The 16,673-nt window shown below is 39.4% G+C and carries 18 protein-coding genes; 17 read left to right on the forward strand and 1 reads right to left on the reverse strand.

The window, feature by feature from the left end; all coding sequences use genetic code 11:
• Positions 1–313: 313 nt before the first annotated feature.
• From J2S11_RS02505 to asnB, 7 genes are all read left to right on the forward strand, one after another.
• Positions 314–1,108, forward strand: a complete 795-nt coding sequence (locus J2S11_RS02505) for a cell division protein FtsQ/DivIB (RefSeq protein WP_307390482.1) — start codon at positions 314–316, stop codon at positions 1,106–1,108.
• Between the two features lie 4 nt (positions 1,109–1,112).
• Positions 1,113–1,811, forward strand: coding sequence for a DUF881 domain-containing protein (locus J2S11_RS02510; RefSeq protein ID WP_307390486.1), 699 nt, complete (start codon positions 1,113–1,115; stop codon positions 1,809–1,811).
• A 32-nt stretch (positions 1,812–1,843) separates the two neighbouring features.
• A complete protein-coding gene (locus J2S11_RS02515) occupies positions 1,844–2,554 on the forward strand; it encodes a DUF881 domain-containing protein (protein ID WP_307390488.1) in 711 nt (236 codons plus the stop codon).
• A gap of 4 nt (positions 2,555–2,558) precedes the next feature.
• On the forward strand, positions 2,559–2,921 hold the full coding sequence (locus J2S11_RS02520; protein WP_307390491.1) for a small basic family protein: 363 nt from the start codon (positions 2,559–2,561) through the stop codon (positions 2,919–2,921).
• A gap of 193 nt (positions 2,922–3,114) precedes the next feature.
• Positions 3,115–4,377: a cell division protein FtsA gene (gene ftsA / locus J2S11_RS02525; RefSeq protein ID WP_307390494.1), complete on the forward strand. Its 1,263-nt coding sequence runs from the start codon at positions 3,115–3,117 to the stop codon at positions 4,375–4,377.
• A gap of 48 nt (positions 4,378–4,425) precedes the next feature.
• Positions 4,426–5,577 carry a cell division protein FtsZ gene (gene ftsZ / locus J2S11_RS02530; RefSeq protein WP_307390497.1) on the forward strand — a complete coding sequence of 384 codons (1,152 nt, stop codon included), beginning with the start codon at positions 4,426–4,428 and terminating at the stop codon, positions 5,575–5,577.
• A gap of 265 nt (positions 5,578–5,842) precedes the next feature.
• Complete coding sequence (gene asnB / locus J2S11_RS02535) at positions 5,843–7,690, forward strand: asparagine synthase (glutamine-hydrolyzing) (protein WP_307390500.1); 1,848 nt, start codon at positions 5,843–5,845, stop codon at positions 7,688–7,690.
• A gap of 155 nt (positions 7,691–7,845) precedes the next feature.
• Here the strand turns inward: asnB and argS are convergent, their stop codons facing one another.
• A complete protein-coding gene (argS, locus tag J2S11_RS02540; protein ID WP_419095738.1) occupies positions 7,846–9,558 on the reverse strand; it encodes an arginine--tRNA ligase in 1,713 nt (570 codons plus the stop codon).
• A gap of 221 nt (positions 9,559–9,779) precedes the next feature.
• Here argS and spoIIGA point away from each other — a divergent pair, with 221 nt between their 5' ends.
• From spoIIGA to J2S11_RS02590, 10 genes are all read left to right on the forward strand, one after another.
• Complete coding sequence (gene spoIIGA / locus J2S11_RS02545; protein ID WP_307390504.1) at positions 9,780–10,739, forward strand: sigma-E processing peptidase SpoIIGA; 960 nt, start codon at positions 9,780–9,782, stop codon at positions 10,737–10,739.
• Positions 10,718–11,440 (forward strand): RNA polymerase sporulation sigma factor SigE, encoded by a 723-nt coding sequence (sigE, locus tag J2S11_RS02550; RefSeq protein WP_307390505.1) that lies wholly within the window; start codon positions 10,718–10,720, stop codon positions 11,438–11,440. Before spoIIGA ends, sigE begins: the two co-directional genes overlap by 22 nt.
• A gap of 78 nt (positions 11,441–11,518) precedes the next feature.
• A complete protein-coding gene (gene sigG, locus J2S11_RS02555; RefSeq protein WP_307390508.1) occupies positions 11,519–12,298 on the forward strand; it encodes an RNA polymerase sporulation sigma factor SigG in 780 nt (259 codons plus the stop codon).
• Between the two features lie 68 nt (positions 12,299–12,366).
• A complete protein-coding gene (locus J2S11_RS02560) occupies positions 12,367–12,690 on the forward strand; it encodes a YlmC/YmxH family sporulation protein (protein WP_307390510.1) in 324 nt (107 codons plus the stop codon).
• Positions 12,691–12,886: 196 nt separating this feature from the next.
• On the forward strand, positions 12,887–13,714 hold the full coding sequence (gene pgeF / locus J2S11_RS02565; protein ID WP_307390512.1) for a peptidoglycan editing factor PgeF: 828 nt from the start codon (positions 12,887–12,889) through the stop codon (positions 13,712–13,714).
• A 5-nt stretch (positions 13,715–13,719) separates the two neighbouring features.
• Positions 13,720–14,412 carry a YggS family pyridoxal phosphate-dependent enzyme gene (locus J2S11_RS02570; protein ID WP_307390515.1) on the forward strand — a complete coding sequence of 231 codons (693 nt, stop codon included), beginning with the start codon at positions 13,720–13,722 and terminating at the stop codon, positions 14,410–14,412.
• 18 nt (positions 14,413–14,430) lie between these two features.
• Positions 14,431–14,910, forward strand: a complete 480-nt coding sequence (locus J2S11_RS02575) for a cell division protein SepF (RefSeq protein WP_307390517.1) — start codon at positions 14,431–14,433, stop codon at positions 14,908–14,910.
• 4 nt (positions 14,911–14,914) lie between these two features.
• Positions 14,915–15,187, forward strand: coding sequence for a YggT family protein (locus J2S11_RS02580; protein ID WP_307390520.1), 273 nt, complete (start codon positions 14,915–14,917; stop codon positions 15,185–15,187).
• A 5-nt stretch (positions 15,188–15,192) separates the two neighbouring features.
• Complete coding sequence (locus J2S11_RS02585) at positions 15,193–15,969, forward strand: YlmH family RNA-binding protein (RefSeq protein ID WP_307390522.1); 777 nt, start codon at positions 15,193–15,195, stop codon at positions 15,967–15,969.
• 204 nt (positions 15,970–16,173) lie between these two features.
• Positions 16,174–16,665 (forward strand): DivIVA domain-containing protein, encoded by a 492-nt coding sequence (locus J2S11_RS02590; protein WP_307390524.1) that lies wholly within the window; start codon positions 16,174–16,176, stop codon positions 16,663–16,665.
• The last annotated feature ends 8 nt before the right edge of the window (positions 16,666–16,673 follow it).

The raw sequence follows: 16,673 nt of genomic DNA on the forward strand, positions 1-16,673 counted from the left end.
ATTTATAAAATTTGATACAATGATTTCTTCAAGTTTTATAAATTCTGGCTGCATGTAAAAGCTTCCTCTAATGATGGACTAGACGACTTCTTCGAGAGGGCTTCGATAGAAGCTTTTCTTACAGTATTAGAAAGTATAAATTTTGATTTAGCACCTTTACAGTAAGAGAAAGTGTAAAATTTGATGCCCTGTTTTCTTCAAATTTTGTACTTTCTGACTGCATGGGAAGCTTCCTCTAATGATGGACTAGACGACTTCTTCGAGAGAGCTCCGATAGAAGCTTTTCTTACTTATGCGAAAGGGACAGGCAGTTATGAATAACAACAAAGTGATTTATGATGATCGAATACCAAAATTAAAGGAACAGCGAAAACTTAAAAGTAATAAAGTATTTATTCTATTAATCTTTCTCTTCTTTGCTTTAATTCTTCTCATATTATTTTTTCAATCCCCTTTATCGAAGCTAGCCACCATTGAAATCTCAGGTAATGCTTTGCTTTCCGATGGAGAAGTGGTACAAGCTGCAGAAATACAAAGCGGGATGTCTTACTTTCAATTTTCAAAGAACGGTCTTGAACAAAAAATAGCTCAAATGGTTCAAGTGGAGGAAGTCCATGTAGAGCGTGTTTTTCCTAATCATCTATATATAGAAATTACAGAGTTGCCTGTAGTGGCTTTTTGGTTACAAGAGCAGAATCTTTACCCTATTCTATCCAGTGGACATATTATTTTTCAAGAAGCGTGGACGGATCATCGTGTCCAGCAGCCAATCTTAACCGGATGGTCTACTAAGGAAGGGATAATTGAGCTTAGTAAGGAATTAGACTACTTATCAGATTATGTATCCAATCAAATATCCGAAATTACATTAACCCCCATAGACTCAGATCCCTATCGATTGACTTTATATATGGAAGATGGTAACGAGGTTCGTACGTCTATTCGTAAGTTTGCCGAAAGAATGAACCTGTATCCTGACTTTGTAGAAGAAATTAATTCTAACGGAGAACTTACGGGGATTTATCATCTTTTTGATGCGATCTGGTTTGAAGATCCAATGTTAGATGAGGGCGAGTCTGGGGAATCAGGCGCGGAAGGGGCAAGCTAAGGCGATGAAAGTAAGAAGTAAACATGTGTATTTGACATTAGTAGCCCTTTGTGCCGGATTTTTAATCTCGTTTTCCTATCAATACACTCAGGATCAAGGAGATACGTCCTATCGCTCAACTTTAGAATGGGTCCAAGAGGATCAATTAAGAGAAAAACACAATGAGGTAAGAAAAGAGAATAGTTTGTACGAACAATATTTAAGAGAGCTTCAACAGCAAATCTCTGTCAAAGAGGCTGAAATGTCAGAGGCTCAGACTGATCTAAGCGCCATACAGCATGAGCTAGAAATGCTAAGGTTAATGGCAGGATTAAGTGAGGGGGCAGGACCGGGGATTACCGTTAGTTTAGAGGATAGCTCCTTTGCTGCGGATTCTCACAATCCTAATGATTACATCGTCCATGAGCAGGATGTTCGTAGGGTGGTCAACGAACTATTTGCTTCAGGCGCAGAAGGACTAAGTATTAACGGTCAAAGGGTCACTCATTTAACGAACATTCGCTGTGTTGGTCCAACCATCATCGTTAACGGTGTAAAATCTTCAGCTCCGTTTCAGATTACAGCAATAGGAGATCAGGAAACTCTTAATCAGGGCCTTTTATTACCAGGTGGAGTAGCTGATAGTTTAAGAGGCTGGGGAATAACGGTTAAGATTGAAAAGCATGAATCATTACTTTTACCTGCTTTCATAGGAAAATTTTGATGATCTAGTTCGTAGAAAGGAAGCTTTATAGAATGAATAAACGGGTGCCCCTACTATTAGCTTTCATTTGTGTCATATTAGGCTTTATGGTTGCTATTCAGTTTCAATCTAATAATGAAACGGAATATAGTGACTCTAGAGATATGAATGAACTAAGAATAAATTTGCAAAAGGAAAGAGAAAGAACTCAAATCCTTTTAAATGAAATTTCCAAACATGAGCATCTTCTATATCAGTACGAAATGTCCATGAATAAGGAAGATGAGCTAACTTCAGTTATGGAGCAAGAGCTACAGCGTATTAAAAAAATGGCTGGAATGGACGATGTAATAGGAGAAGGGGTAATTGTCCGAATCAAGAAAAGCGAGGACATGGATTTAGAAAATGACTTCTATACTCAATTAGTATTTGATGAGGACTTGCGCAAAATTGTCAATGATGTGAATGCTTATGGAGCTAGAGCTATTTCCATTAATGGGCAGCGAATCATTAGCACCTCAGCTGTTAGGAACGTAGGCAACCGTATTTTAGTCAATACGATTCCTATTCAACCTCCTTATGAGATTAGAGTAATTGGAGATCCATCTATTTTAATTCCTGCTCTTAGGTTAGAAGGATTAGATGAGTATTTCGCCGTTGTAAATCATGTAGTAGAATATGAAGAGAAGAGTTCCTTAACAATAAAAGGATACTCTCAGGATATTGAAAATTATTATTTGCAATCTGTTAAGGAGGATAATTGATAAGATGTGGTTGCCCATTGTTGGTTTAGCAATAGGGATTGTATTTGGATTATATTCTAATATTAATATCCCTGCAGAGTACGTCAATTATCTATCCATTGCTGTACTAGCAGCTCTCGATACTTTATTTGGAGGAATTAGATCGCATTTGCAATCAACCTTTGATATTTCTGTTTTCGTTTCTGGTTTTTTCTTTAATACGCTTCTAGCTGCTGGTTTAGCCTTTCTAGGTGTGTACTTAGGAATTGATTTATATTTAGCTGCTATCTTCGCATTTGGTGTCCGCTTGTTTAACAATATCGCTGTCATCAGACGGATATTATTCCATAAGTGGTCTGGAAGGAAAACAAATAAAAGTTTGGAATAAAAGAAAACAGGGTATAAGGAATAGATAATTTTCTTTCGTATAAACAAAAGTGCATATGCTGGAAAAATGAAGCAACAAAAAATCTTAATAAAATCATATAAAAAAAGAGGGATAGAGGATCTAATGTTGAATTATTTAAATGATAAGGGAAATATCCGTGGCTTGATCTATTACGGTAAGGAGGTGCCAAGGATTGAACAACCATGAATTTGTAGTAAGCTTAGACATCGGTACATCCAAGGTTCGCGTCATTATTGGAGAGTTAAACAATAGCTCCATTAATATTATTGGAGTAGGTTCAACCGAATCTGAAGGCATTAAAAAGGGAGCGATTGTTGATATAGATTTAACTGTGCAGTCCATTCGTCGTGCTGTTGAAAGTGCAGAAAGAATGGTTGGTGTATCCATTGAGCAAGTTTTTGTAGGGATTACAGGGAATCATATCCACCTACAGCCTAGTCAGGGTGTCGTGGCTGTATCCAGTGAAGACCGTGAAATTGGTGAAGAAGATATTATTCGTGTTATAGACGCTTCAAAGGTGGTTGCCATTCCACCTGAACGAGAAATTATAGATGTAGTACCCCAACAGTTTATTGTAGATGGTTTGGATTCTATTTCAGATCCACGTGGAATGATTGGTGTGCGTCTTGAAATGGAAGGTACTATTATCACAGGATCCAAGACGGTCATTCATAACCTTGTTCGCTGTATTGAACGCGCAGGTTTATCTATAGCAGGAATCTTTTTGCAGCCATTAGCTGCTAGCTCTATCGCTTTAACGAAGGATGACAAATCGATTGGAACAGCATTAATTGATGTTGGTGCAGGACAAACGACTGTTTCGATTTTTGAGCAGGGTTCTTTGGTTGCTACTAGCTTGATTCCTATTGGTGGAGAATACATAACCAATGACATAGCTATAGGTTTAAGAACAACAACAGAGATGGCAGAGAAAATTAAAGTAAAACATGGCTGTGCATTTATTGATGATGCGATTGAAGAAGAAGTATTTAAGGTACCTAAAATAGGAAGTCACACAGAGCAGCAGGTTAATCAGCTTGATTTGGCTCATATTATTGAACCTCGTGTGGCTGAAATCTTTGAGCTCGTTCAAAAAGAAGTGCGTCGTATGGGATATTCAGATATTCCAGGTGGATATGTTTTATCCGGCGGTGTGGTCGGCATGACCGGTGTACAGGAGCTAGCTAAATTTGTTCTACACCATTCTGTCCGAGTAGCCGTACCTGATTATATTGGGGTTAGAGAGCCACAGTATACTACAAGCGTAGGAATTATCAAATATGCCTATCAGCAAATACGTCGTCATCAAAAAGAGGTTGCAGCATCAACTCAAAGTCCTAAAAAAAGAGTGATGCCTGATTCCAAAAGCACATCTAACACTCAAAAAGAAAGTGTAAAAGACAAGGTAAAAAGCTGGTTCAAAGAATTTATCTAGACGACTTTGCTTCATAGCCGTTGCTATGATCAGATAGGAGGAGCAAACATGTTGGAATTTGATATGGATATGCAATCACTGGCGACAATTAAGGTTATCGGCTGTGGCGGTGGTGGAAGTAATGCGGTTAATAGAATGATAGAGGGTGGCGTGCAAGGAGTAGAATTTATTGCTGTCAACACAGATGCTCAAGCTCTACATTTATCAAAAGCGGAGCACCGTATTCAAATTGGAGAAAAATTAACTAGAGGTCTTGGTGCAGGTGCAAACCCGGATGTTGGTAAAAAAGCGGCTGAAGAAAGCCGTGAACATATTGAAAATGTTTTAAAAGGATCTGATATGGTTTTTGTTACCTGTGGCATGGGTGGTGGTACTGGAACGGGTGCTGCTCCAGTTATTGCTGAAATTGCTAAAGAACTTGGCGCTTTAACTGTAGGTGTTGTAACAAGACCATTCACATTTGAAGGGCGCCGTAGATCAACTCACGCCCATTCAGGAATTGAAGCATTAAAAGAAAAAGTAGATACATTGATCGTTATTCCAAATGATCGACTTCTAGAAATTGTTGATAAAAATACACCGATGCTTGAAGCGTTTCGCGAAGCAGATAATGTGTTAAGGCAAGGGGTTCAGGGGATTTCTGATTTAATTGCCGTTCCCGGGTTGATTAACTTAGATTTTGCTGACGTGAAGACCATCATGACGGAAAAAGGCTCAGCTCTAATGGGAATTGGTGTAGCTACTGGTGAAAATAGAGCAGCAGATGCAGCTAAGAAGGCGATTAGCTCTCCATTACTAGAAACGTCTATTGATGGAGCTAAGGGTGTATTGATGAATATCACAGGTGGGTCAAACCTCTCTTTATTTGAAGTAAATGAGGCAGCAGATATTGTCGCTTCATCCTCAGATGCAGAGGTTAATATGATCTTTGGTGCAGTCATTAATGAGGACTATAAGGACGAAATTATGGTTACCGTTATCGCTACAGGCTTTGAAGAGGCGCAACAGCTTCAGTCAACCAATCGTGTATCTGGCGGACAACAGCAGGGACAAGGCTTACAAAAAAATAATCATCAGGTTTCCTCACAGCAGCAAGTGAAACCACAAGAACGTGAAAGCCAACGTGCTGTAAATCAAAATTATGAAGAGAATGATTTAGATATCCCTACATTTTTAAGAAATCGTAATAACAGACGTTAATTTATCGAACGATAAATATAGTCAACTATTTTATGATAAGAGTCAATTGTGTATATTACACAGTTGGCTTTTTTGCAGTATAAGAAAGTATAAAATTGATGTTATGTTCATGTTCTCTTCAAATTTTATACTTTCTGGCTGCAGGATATAGGAAAATATTCATGAAGCCATGCTTTTGAACACATTTCTCCTCACTTGAATAGCTTAAAAGAGATAACAGATATAGGCATCTAACTAGTATAGCTGTGGAGAAGGAGAGGATAGCATGTGTGGAATAACAGGGTGGATAGACTGGAGCAAAAACATTAGTAAGCACCATGGTGATGTACGAAAGATGGCTACAACCTTAAACAAGAGAGGTCCAGATGCCATAGGAGTATGGAGTAATCACCATATTGCATTCGGACATACTCGACTCGCTGTAGTTGATCCAAGCGGTGGAGGACAGCCGATGATTAGACACAAGGATGAGTATGTGTATACGATCGTATATAATGGAGAGCTCTATAATACAGAGGATCTACGTACTGAGCTTTTAAAGTGCGGCTATACGTTTCACTCACACTCTGATACAGAGGTGCTGCTAAAGGCTTATATGGAGTGGGGGGCAAGCTGTTTAGAGAGATTAAATGGGATATTTGCATTTGCTATTTGGGATGAAAAGGAACAGCACTTATTTATAGCTAGGGATCGCTTAGGGGTAAAACCATTATTTTACCATGAAGAGGGAGGCTCCTTCATTTTTGGATCAGAGCATAAAGCAATATTAGCAAATCCTGAAGTAGAAGCGAAGGTTAATCTTGAAGGACTTAGGGAGATATTTGGTCTTGGACCCTCACGCACTCCAGGACACGGTATTTATAAAGGGATAAAAGAGCTTAGGCCAGCACACTTCTTGATTTTTTCTAAAGCTGGACTTTCTATAAAGCGCTATTGGCAGCTTAAAAGTAAAAAGCATCAAGAGACTCTAGAAGAAACGGTAGAGCAAATTAGAAATCTTCTTGTAGATTCAATAGAACGGCAGCTTGTTGCCGATGTTCCTGTAGGAACCTTTTTATCAGGCGGAATTGATTCCAGTGCTATTTCTTCTATTGCGGCGAGGGAGTTTGAACGCAATGACAGGGGGCCGTTACACACTTTTTCAATCGATTATGAGGACAATGCTACGTTTTTTAAAGCTAATGACTTTCAGCCTAATGCAGACCCATACTATATAAATCTTGTGTCAACCCACTTACAATCTAATCACCATTCTCTCATAATAGAAACACCACTTTTAGCTCAGTATCTTACAAATTCTGTTTATGTTCGAGATTTACCAGGTATGGCAGATATCGACTCATCCTTATTGTGGTTTTGTGAGGAAATCAAAAAGCACACTACCGTTGCTCTCTCTGGAGAATGTGCCGATGAGATTTTTGGAGGGTACCCATGGTTTCACAAGCAAGAGCTTATGGACAGAGAGAGTTTCCCGTGGATGGATTCTATTAAAGAGAGGGAAGGACTTCTTCAGCCTAGCTGGAGAAGCAAGCTACAATTGCAGGAGTATGTTCAGCAGCGCTATGAGGAAACATTACAAGAGATTCCTTGTTTGGAGGATGAGGAGGCAGCCTCAGCAAGGAGAAGAGAGTTATTCTATCTAAATATGGTCTGGTTTATGACAACTCTATTAGATCGGAAGGATCGGATGAGTATGGGAGCTAGTTTGGAGGTACGTGTTCCTTTTGCTGACCATCGATTGGTTGAATATGTTTGGAATGTTCCTTGGGAGATGAAAATGGTGGATGGGATGGAAAAGGGGATTCTACGAAGAGCGCTACAGGGATATCTGCCTGATGAGGTGCTTTATCGCAAGAAAAGTCCTTACCCTAAAACTCATAATCCAATTTACACAGAGATCGTTGGACGCTGGTTAACGGAAATAATAGAAAACACAAATTCCCCCATTTTAGAGTTCATTGATAAAAAGGTTGTCCAAGAGATCATTCAAACAAAAGGCACCTCCTTCAAACGTCCATGGTTTGGGCAGCTCATGACGGGACCGCAGCTAATGGCCCATCTCTGTCAAATTAATACCTGGCTTGATCATTATAACGTTCATATCGTCCAATAATCTTCTTAAAGTCTGAGCATGGATGCGCATTAAAGCACGATTTTGTAAGTCAGTGGTATTGAGCATTAATATAAAGAAAGGAGAGGACCTGGGATCACAAACCAGATCTTCTCCTTTATTACTTGTGTTGTAATAATTACTATATTTAATACTTCCTATATTGCATCTGGGGCTTTGATAGATAGCAGCTCTAATCCATGCTTTAATGTTGAAGCTACATGGCTAGCTAAAGCTATTTTAGCTTGCACCTCTGCTTTATCCTCTACGAAAAAGCGCTCTTGGGCGTAATAGCGATTAAATAGCTGACAAAGCTCTAAGAGATATTTAGCAATCTGAGACGGATCATTTTTCTTAGTTGTCTCTACTAACACAGAAGGATATTGCTGTAAGGCATAGATCATATCCCATGCCACATCTGATTCATAGCTCGGGTGTGGTGTTACAGATTGAGAAGCAGTAGCTTCTTCTTCACTTGCCCGACGAAGCAAGCTTTTAATTCTAGCATGAGTGTATTGAACGTAAGGTCCTGTTTTACCTTCAAAGGTAAAGGCTTCATCCCAATTAAAATCTATATTATGTGTGCGATGATGCTTAAGGTCATTAAATACAATAGCACCAATTCCAATAGCTTGTGCCACTTCATGCTTATTTTCAAGGTTAGGATTTTTTTCCTCGATGATGTTCATTGCTCTTTCAACAGCGTAATCTAAGACTTCATCTAGTAGTAACCCATCGCCTTTACGAGTTGAGCCAATTTTACCCTGAATGGTCATAAAACCGAATGCAATATGTTCACATCCGTCAGCGAACGCATAGTCCATCTTCTTTAAAACAGAGAATACTTGTTGAAAGTGTAACGCTTGACGCTGATCGACGACGTATAAAATTTTATCAGGATGGAATTGCTCTTCTCTATACAATGCTGACGCTAAATCTCTAGTTGCATAGATCGATGCCCCATCACTTTTCTGAATAATACAAGGAGGAATATTTTGCTCATCTAAACGAACAACTAGTGCCCCGTCACTTTCTTCAAGTAAATCTTTCTCTTTAATCTTTTGAATGACGTCATCCATTTTATTAGAGTAGAAGCTTTCACCTAAATAATGGTCAAAGCTAACATTCAGTTGACTGTATAATCGCTCAAATACCTTAAGGCTCTCATCCTTGAACCATTGCCATATTCTAACGGCTTCTTCGTCGCCATCTTCTAATTTCTTAAACCACATTCTTCCTTCATCAACCAATTCAGGATGGTTTTCAGCCTCTTCATGGAATTTAACATATAAAGCAACTAGCTCTGATAGAGGATTTTCTTTAACCTTTTCTTCGTCCCCCCATTTTAGAAATGCAGCCGTTAGCTTTCCAAACTGAGTCCCCCAATCACCAAGGTGATTCATTTTCTCTACTTTATAGCCAAGAGCGGCATACGTATTAGCGAGTGACTGTCCAATCATCGTAGACCGGATATGGTAGACCTGAAAATGCTTCGCTATATTTGGAGATGAGTACTCGACTACGACCGTTTTTCCCTCACCAATCTGAGTGCTGGATAGAAGGGATTCCATCCCTTGCTCTAATAGATGCGATGCATATTGCTTCCGATCAAAAAAGAAGTTCAAATAAGGTCCGACCTGTTTAACCTCTTTAATGCCAAAGTCATCGAGTGGTAGCTGATTAAGCTTATCCAGAATTTGCTGCGCGATCTGTGGAGGTGCTTGACGAAACTTCTTAGCTAACTGGAAGCAAGGAAACGCGATGTCCCCTTGTTCGCGGGAAGGTGGCGTTTCAATTAATGGCAAAATCTCCGTTTCTGTTAATTCCACAACGTTTGTTAAAAGCTGTACCACATGCTGTTTCATTTTTATTCACCCTATCTATTCCAATTTACCTAGTAGAAAAAAATTTACTATAAAGAATTATAACATACTGTTCTATTAAGCTTTAATTATACATAAGATGGAAAAGTTCGACAACATAAGTAGTGGGCATTTGCTAAAAAAAATAAGGACAAGAAGGCAAGTTTCAACAGGTTTCTAAATAGATATAAGATATACTGTTTTCATTCTAGGAGAAAGGGAGCTCTTTGATGTATCTCTATCTCGATCTGATATGGCTGCTGAACTTCTGTATTAATATTCTACTTCTATGGTTAACCTCCCTTTTTCGTAAACAGGCGTTTACATGGTGGCGAATTAGCCTCGCAGCGTGTCTAGGCTCCTGCTATGTTTTGCTTTTATTTTTTCCACCATTACAGGCGTTGTTTACTTGGTCAGTCAAAGCTTTATTATCTATTTTTATCATTTTTATTGCTTTTGGTTTCAAGCATCTAAGAGCCTTTCTATCTAACTTTTTCACCTTTTACTTTGTATCTTTTCTGACAGGTGGAGGAATATTGGGGCTTCATTTCTTTTTCCAAAGCCAGCATGAGGTTATGAATGGCATTTTACAAACACAATCATCAGGCTACGGAGATCCGATCTCATGGCTATTTGTTGTGGGAGGTTTCATTGGAATGTTTTGGTTCTCACGGAGCCGTTGGCATCAAATCGAGGTAACCAAACGCTCCGTTCAAGAGCTCGTAGAAGTAGAAGTGAGCTTTGGAGGACATCAGATCCATTGTCAGGGATTAGTGGATACAGGAAATCAATTGCGCGACCCTGTTACAAAAGCCCCCGTTATGATGCTTGAGCAAAGCTGTTTTGAGCATGTGCTTCCGGAGCTATTAGCGAAACAGCTGTTAGATCAGGACATGATGCAGGGATTTAATATGGAAGCGGTGCAAGAATATGAAGAATGGACAACACGGATTCGAGTTATCCCCTACAGGGGTGTAAGGCAAGGGATGCAGCTCATGTATGCTCTTAAGCCAGATTACGTGAAGATCATCCTAAACCAAGAAAGTTATATTTCCTCTCAGGTGCTGATCGGTCTAAATCAGCAATCTTTATCCAGAGAGGGGTTGTTTCAGGCAGTTGTTCATCCCGACCTGTTACAGAATCATCATAAAGAGGAGGCCATCGTGTCATGCTTATCAAGCTCAAATTAAATCTTCTATTAATGTGGTATAGGTTGTTGCTTTTCATGGGAATGCAAGCAGAAGAAATCTATTATATTGGCGGCAGCGAGGCATTACCTCCTCCTCTTTCAAGAGAAGAAGAGGAGCATCTTTTATCCAAGCTTTCCTCAGGTGACAATGCTGTGCGCGCGATGCTAATTGAAAGAAATTTAAGACTTGTTGTGTATATCGCGAGGAAATTTGAGAATACAGGGATTAATATCGAGGATTTAGTTAGCATCGGAACGATTGGATTAATTAAAGCGGTCAATACATTTGATCCAGAAAAAAAAATCAAGCTGGCTACGTATGCCTCACGTTGTATTGAAAATGAAATTCTGATGTACTTAAGAAGAAACAATAAAATTCGTAGTGAGGTTTCTTTTGATGAGCCTTTGAATATAGATTGGGACGGAAATGAGCTATTACTTTCGGATGTGTTGGGAACGGAAAATGATACGATCTATCGCGGGATTGAGGAAGAAGTGGATAAGAAGCTTCTTTATAAAGCTCTTCACAGGCTTACTGAAAGAGAAAAAACAATTATGGAGTTAAGATTTGGTTTGGCGGATGGGGAGGAAAAAACCCAAAAGGATGTAGCTGACATGCTAGGCATTTCACAGTCTTATATTTCGCGCTTAGAGAAGAGAATCATCAAACGTTTACGTAAGGAATTTAATAAAATGGTGTAAAAACGACCTGCATAATTTTTCCCTCCAAGGAGATACTTAACATTAAGTTTTACTCCAACATCAGGAGGGAATGACATAATGACAAGAAATAAAGTTGAGATTTGTGGTGTAGATACCTCGAAGTTGCCTGTGCTGACAAACAAAGAAATGAGGGAATTGTTTACTAAACTACAGAGTGGAGAATATGCAGCACGAGAAAAGCTTGTAAATGGAAATTTAAGATTAGTGTTAAGTGTCATACAGCGTTTTAATAACCGAGGTGAATTTGTAGATGATTTGTTTCAGGTTGGCTGTATCGGTTTAATGAAGTCGATAGACAATTTTGATCTTGGTCAAAATGTTAAGTTTTCAACGTATGCGGTACCTATGATAATAGGAGAAATTAGGCGCTATTTAAGAGACAATAATCCAATTAGGGTCTCAAGGTCTCTTCGAGATATAGCATATAAGGCGTTACAGGTTCGGGATAGCTTGACTAATTTACATTCCCGTGAACCAACCGTACAAGAAATTGCCAAAACATTAAATGTTCCTAAAGAGGATGTTGTTTTTGCCCTTGATGCGATACAGGATCCTGTTTCATTGTTTGAACCCATTTATCATGATGGCGGAGATCCTATTTTTGTCATGGATCAAATTAGTGATGATAAAAATAAGGACATTCAATGGGTAGAGGAAATTGCTCTCAAGGAAGCGATGCGTCGCTTAAATGATCGTGAAAAAATGATTTTATCCATGAGGTTTTATGAAGGTAAAACACAGATGGAGGTTGCTCAGGAAATCGGTATTTCACAGGCTCAGGTTTCTCGTTTGGAGAAAGCGGCTATTGCCCAAATGCAAAAGCATGTGCAAACATAATTTAGTACATTTTTTGGGCTACTCACATATACTAAGTAGTAGGAAAACAAACTGGTAACGTGGGTGGGATGAAGATGCTTAAGATTTCCGAATTTCAAACAAAGGATGTCGTAAACATTTCTGATGGACGTAAGCTAGGGACCGTTTCTGACTTAGAAATTAATTTAAAGCAGGGACGTATTGATGCGATTGTTTGTCCTGGACCGAGTAAGTTTTTTGGAATGCTTTCAGGCGGACAAGAGGTAGTCATCCCATGGAATCAGATTGTCAAGATTGGTTCAGACGTTATATTAGTTCGTTTGGACGAAAAACCTTACCTGGTGGAAGATTCTAAGTCTAAAGAGCTGCATCAGGAAACATCATCCGTCTACCGTCCGTATAGCCACGGATAGAAGAAGAAATTCTGTTGATTGAAATTCTCTAGTAGAAAATGAATGGGCCATAAATTGTAGGTAAATAAAAGCTAACTAACTCAGCATGTAACATATTTAAACAGGGTTGCTGAAAGTTAGCTTTTTTCGTATGTCATTTGTGTAGTTTTTCATCAAACGCTATAATAGAATGTAGTAAAAATAGTGGGGAGACTATATGAAAAGTGAACCTTTTGCTTATCTACCAGATCAAAGTGAGGATTTATTAATCGTATCCTGGATGAATGCTTTTCCTTGGTTAACAGTGGGCTTTACAACCAAACTAGGCGGTGTAAGTAAAGGCGAGTATAGCTCACAAAATCATGGACTGCATGTCGGAGATGAAAACGAGAGTGTTATTCAAAACCGGGAGCTGCTTGCTTCTAGACTAAGCTTTAGTTTTGAGGCTTGGACGAGTGCCAATCAGATACATGGTACAAACATTTATGAGGTGAAGTCAACTGATAGAGGGAAGGGACGAGATCATTTAGATACAGAGATTGATAAGGTTGATGGCTTATATACAAAACAACGAGACATATTACTTGCTTCCTTTTATGCAGATTGTGTTCCTTTATTTTTTCTTGATCCTGTCAAGCAGCTTGTAGGGATTGCCCACGCTGGGTGGAAGGGAACAGCAAAGCAAATTGGAGCAGAGCTTATTGAGGCTTGGGTATCAGAGCAAGGAAGTAAGAGGGAGGACATTCAAGTCGCTGTTGGTCCAGCTATTGGTCAATGCTGTTACGAGGTGAGTGAAGATGTAGTAACGCATTTTCAAGATTTCTCCTCCACTCATGCTATTCAGGAGTCGGATTCCTTTGGGAAATACAGGATTGACTTGAAGCAGATTAATGTACAATTTCTTCTTCAAGCAGGAATTCTACCAAAACATATCGAAGTTTCAAGCTGGTGCACAAGTTGTAACCAAAACTTGTTCTTTTCACATCGAAGAGATCAGGGGCGGACAGGACGAATGGTCGCCTTTATTGCCAAGAAAGGAGAGTAAGCAGCATGGCAAGTGTAGCAGAAAATTGGCAAGATATTGAGCAACAGATTCAGAGGGCGTGCGAAAAAAGCTCTCGTAAGCCGAACGATATTAACGTGATCGCTGTGACGAAGTATGTGAATACTGAGAGGATGATTGAAGCCCTCGAAGCAGGGATTGAGCATATAGGGGAAAATAAGGTGCAGGATGCCTTGCCCAAATGGGAAACACTTGGAGATAAAGGCATTTGGCACTTTATCGGGCATCTCCAATCGAATAAGGTCAAGGACGTTATTGGAAGGTTCCATTATATTCATTCTTTGGACAGACATTCATTGGCCAAAGAAATTGAAAAGAGAGCAAGTGCTAAAGGAATTACGGTTTCTTGTTTTGTACAGGTCAATGTTTCTGGAGAGCAGACGAAGCAAGGGATTGCCTTTTCTGAAGCAAAAAACTTTGTGGAAGATTTAAGGATCTATTCACATATTAAAGTAGTGGGCTTGATGACAATGGCTCCATATGAAGCAGAACCAGAGAGCGTTCGACCGGTTTTTTCCAAGCTTAAGCAATTGCAGGAGGAGCTTAGACAGCATCATTGGTCACATGCTCCATTAACAGAGCTTTCTATGGGGATGTCAAATGACTTCCAGGTAGCTATTGAGGAAGGAGCAACTTTTGTTCGTTTAGGTACCTCTTTAGTAGGAAATGACGAGAAGTAGGGTAGAGGAGAAGATAAAATGGGCATGCTACGAAAATTAATGGATTTCTTAGGACTGGCAAATGAGAGCACTCAAACTAATCCTCAGCAAACAGGTCAAGAACAAGAATATGACTATGAAGAGGACGAATGGTTGGAGGAAGAGCAACCAGCCGTTTATACACAGAAGCTTCAAAAGGGACAAGCAACGAACAATCTGGTACAATTACAGTCGGTGAAGGCTGCTTCAAAAATCGTTTTAATGGAGCCACACTCCTATGAAGAGACACAGGATATGGCTGACCATCTTCGTTCCCGAAGGATTATTATTGTTAATTTACAGCGCCTAACTCATGAACAAGCGAAGAGAACGGTTGATTTCTTGAGCGGCACCGTTTATGCTATCGGGGGAAGCATACATAAACTGGGTCAAAATATATTTCTGTGTACGTCAGATAATGTGGAAACACAGGGGGCTATTTCAGAGTATCAGGATGAATTTCAAAATAGAATGAGGTGATGTCATGGGTATAGCAGTATTAAATTTAGTTGGACTTTTATTTCAAATTTACACGTATATGCTTTTTGCCTATATTTTAATGTCATGGATTCCTAATTTAAGAGAATCAAGATTCGGAGAGGTTTTAGGGATGTTCGTAGAGCCTATCCTAGCTCCGTTCAGAAAAATCATACCTCCATTAGGCATGATTGATATTTCTCCAATTGTAGCTATCATTGCGGTACGCTTCGCTGGTGTCGGTGCACAAGCGTTAGTTAGAATGATCTTTGGGTTGTAAGAATTGTGAGCCTCTTGCAGCATTTTAGACCTGAGGAAAAAGGCTTCGTCGAAAAAATAATGGAATACGCTGATCACGCTGAGAAGCGTCACCAGCATAAGTTAACTAATTTCTTAGACCCTAGAGAGCAGTTTATTGTGCAATCCATTGTAGGCCGCAGGATGGATATTACAGTGGATTTTTTTGGTGGATATGACCATGCTGAGAGGAAAAGGGCATTGATTGCTCCTAGCTACGCTAATCATCATGTAAATGATTTTCAAGTAGCTCTCCTTTCGCTTGAAGGCTCGTATGGTAATCCTCCATTTGAACATCGGGACGTATTAGGTTCTGTCCTTGGATTAGGCTTAAAGAGAGAAAAAATAGGAGATCTGTTGATCCATGCAGATAGCCAGCAATGTATTGTTGCAGAAGAAATTGCTGATTTTGTTTCTGTTCATCTTCATCAGGTTCATCGCTGTGCTGTAAGCTGTGATCTAGTATCTCTTAACAGAATTAACCCGGGTCAGGAGGATTGGCAGTATAAAGATACAACTGTTTCTTCTCTCCGGCTGGATGTCATTCTTGCGGAGCTACTGCCACTTTCTCGTTCAAAAACAGTGCCGATGATTAAAGCGGGTAAAATTAAAGTAAATTGGAGGGTGGTAGAGCAGCCCTCTATGATTTTAGATGAAGGAGATGTTCTTTCCGTCAAAGGCTTTGGCCGATTTTTGTTTTCGAAGATTGAAGGTCGGACAAAGAAAGATAGGTTAAGGGTTCAGCTTGGCAAAAAAAGTGTCTAAAGACTTCGATCGTCGTATCGAGGTCTTTTCACTTTTTACGTTTAATGACTTGTTTTTTATGGTACAATGAGTAGAAGTTTAAAGTGAGATTAACAATTGTATTTTGAGAAAACTCATTAAAAAATGTCGACAAAAAGAAGGAATCTAACCCAAGCTGTCGAATATGGTGTAAACAAGGTATGTAAATCGGGAGGTGCTCACAGCATGGCACTAACGCCATTAGATATTCATAATAAGGAATTTGGACGTAGCTTTCGTGGATATGATGAGGATGAGGTTAACGAGTTTTTAGACCTTGTTATTAAAGAGTTTGAAATCCTAATCCGTGAGAAGAAAGAGCTTGAAGAAAAAATGTACGAGTCTAGCGAAAGACTAGGTCATTTTGCAAATATTGAGGAAACGCTAAGTAAAACGATCATTGTGGCTCAGGAAACGGCTGATGAAGTGAAGGCTAACGCTAAGAAGGAAAGCCAATTGATTCTGAAAGAAGCAGAAAAGAACGCAGATCGTATCATTAATGAAGCGTTATCCAAATCGCGTAGGATTACGATGGAAATTGAAGAGCTGAAAAAGCAGGCTTCTATCTATCGAGCTCGTTTCCGTACGCTCCTTGAAGCCCAATTGGAAATGATTCAGAACGATGATTGGGATAAAGTAACGGATCATGATTTTGAACAGTTAGATTTAGCTAAGTAGTAGTGTTT

This window comes from Bacillus horti (assembly GCF_030813115.1).
Taxonomy (GTDB): Bacteria; Bacillota; Bacilli; order Caldalkalibacillales; family JCM-10596; genus Bacillus_CH; species Bacillus_CH horti.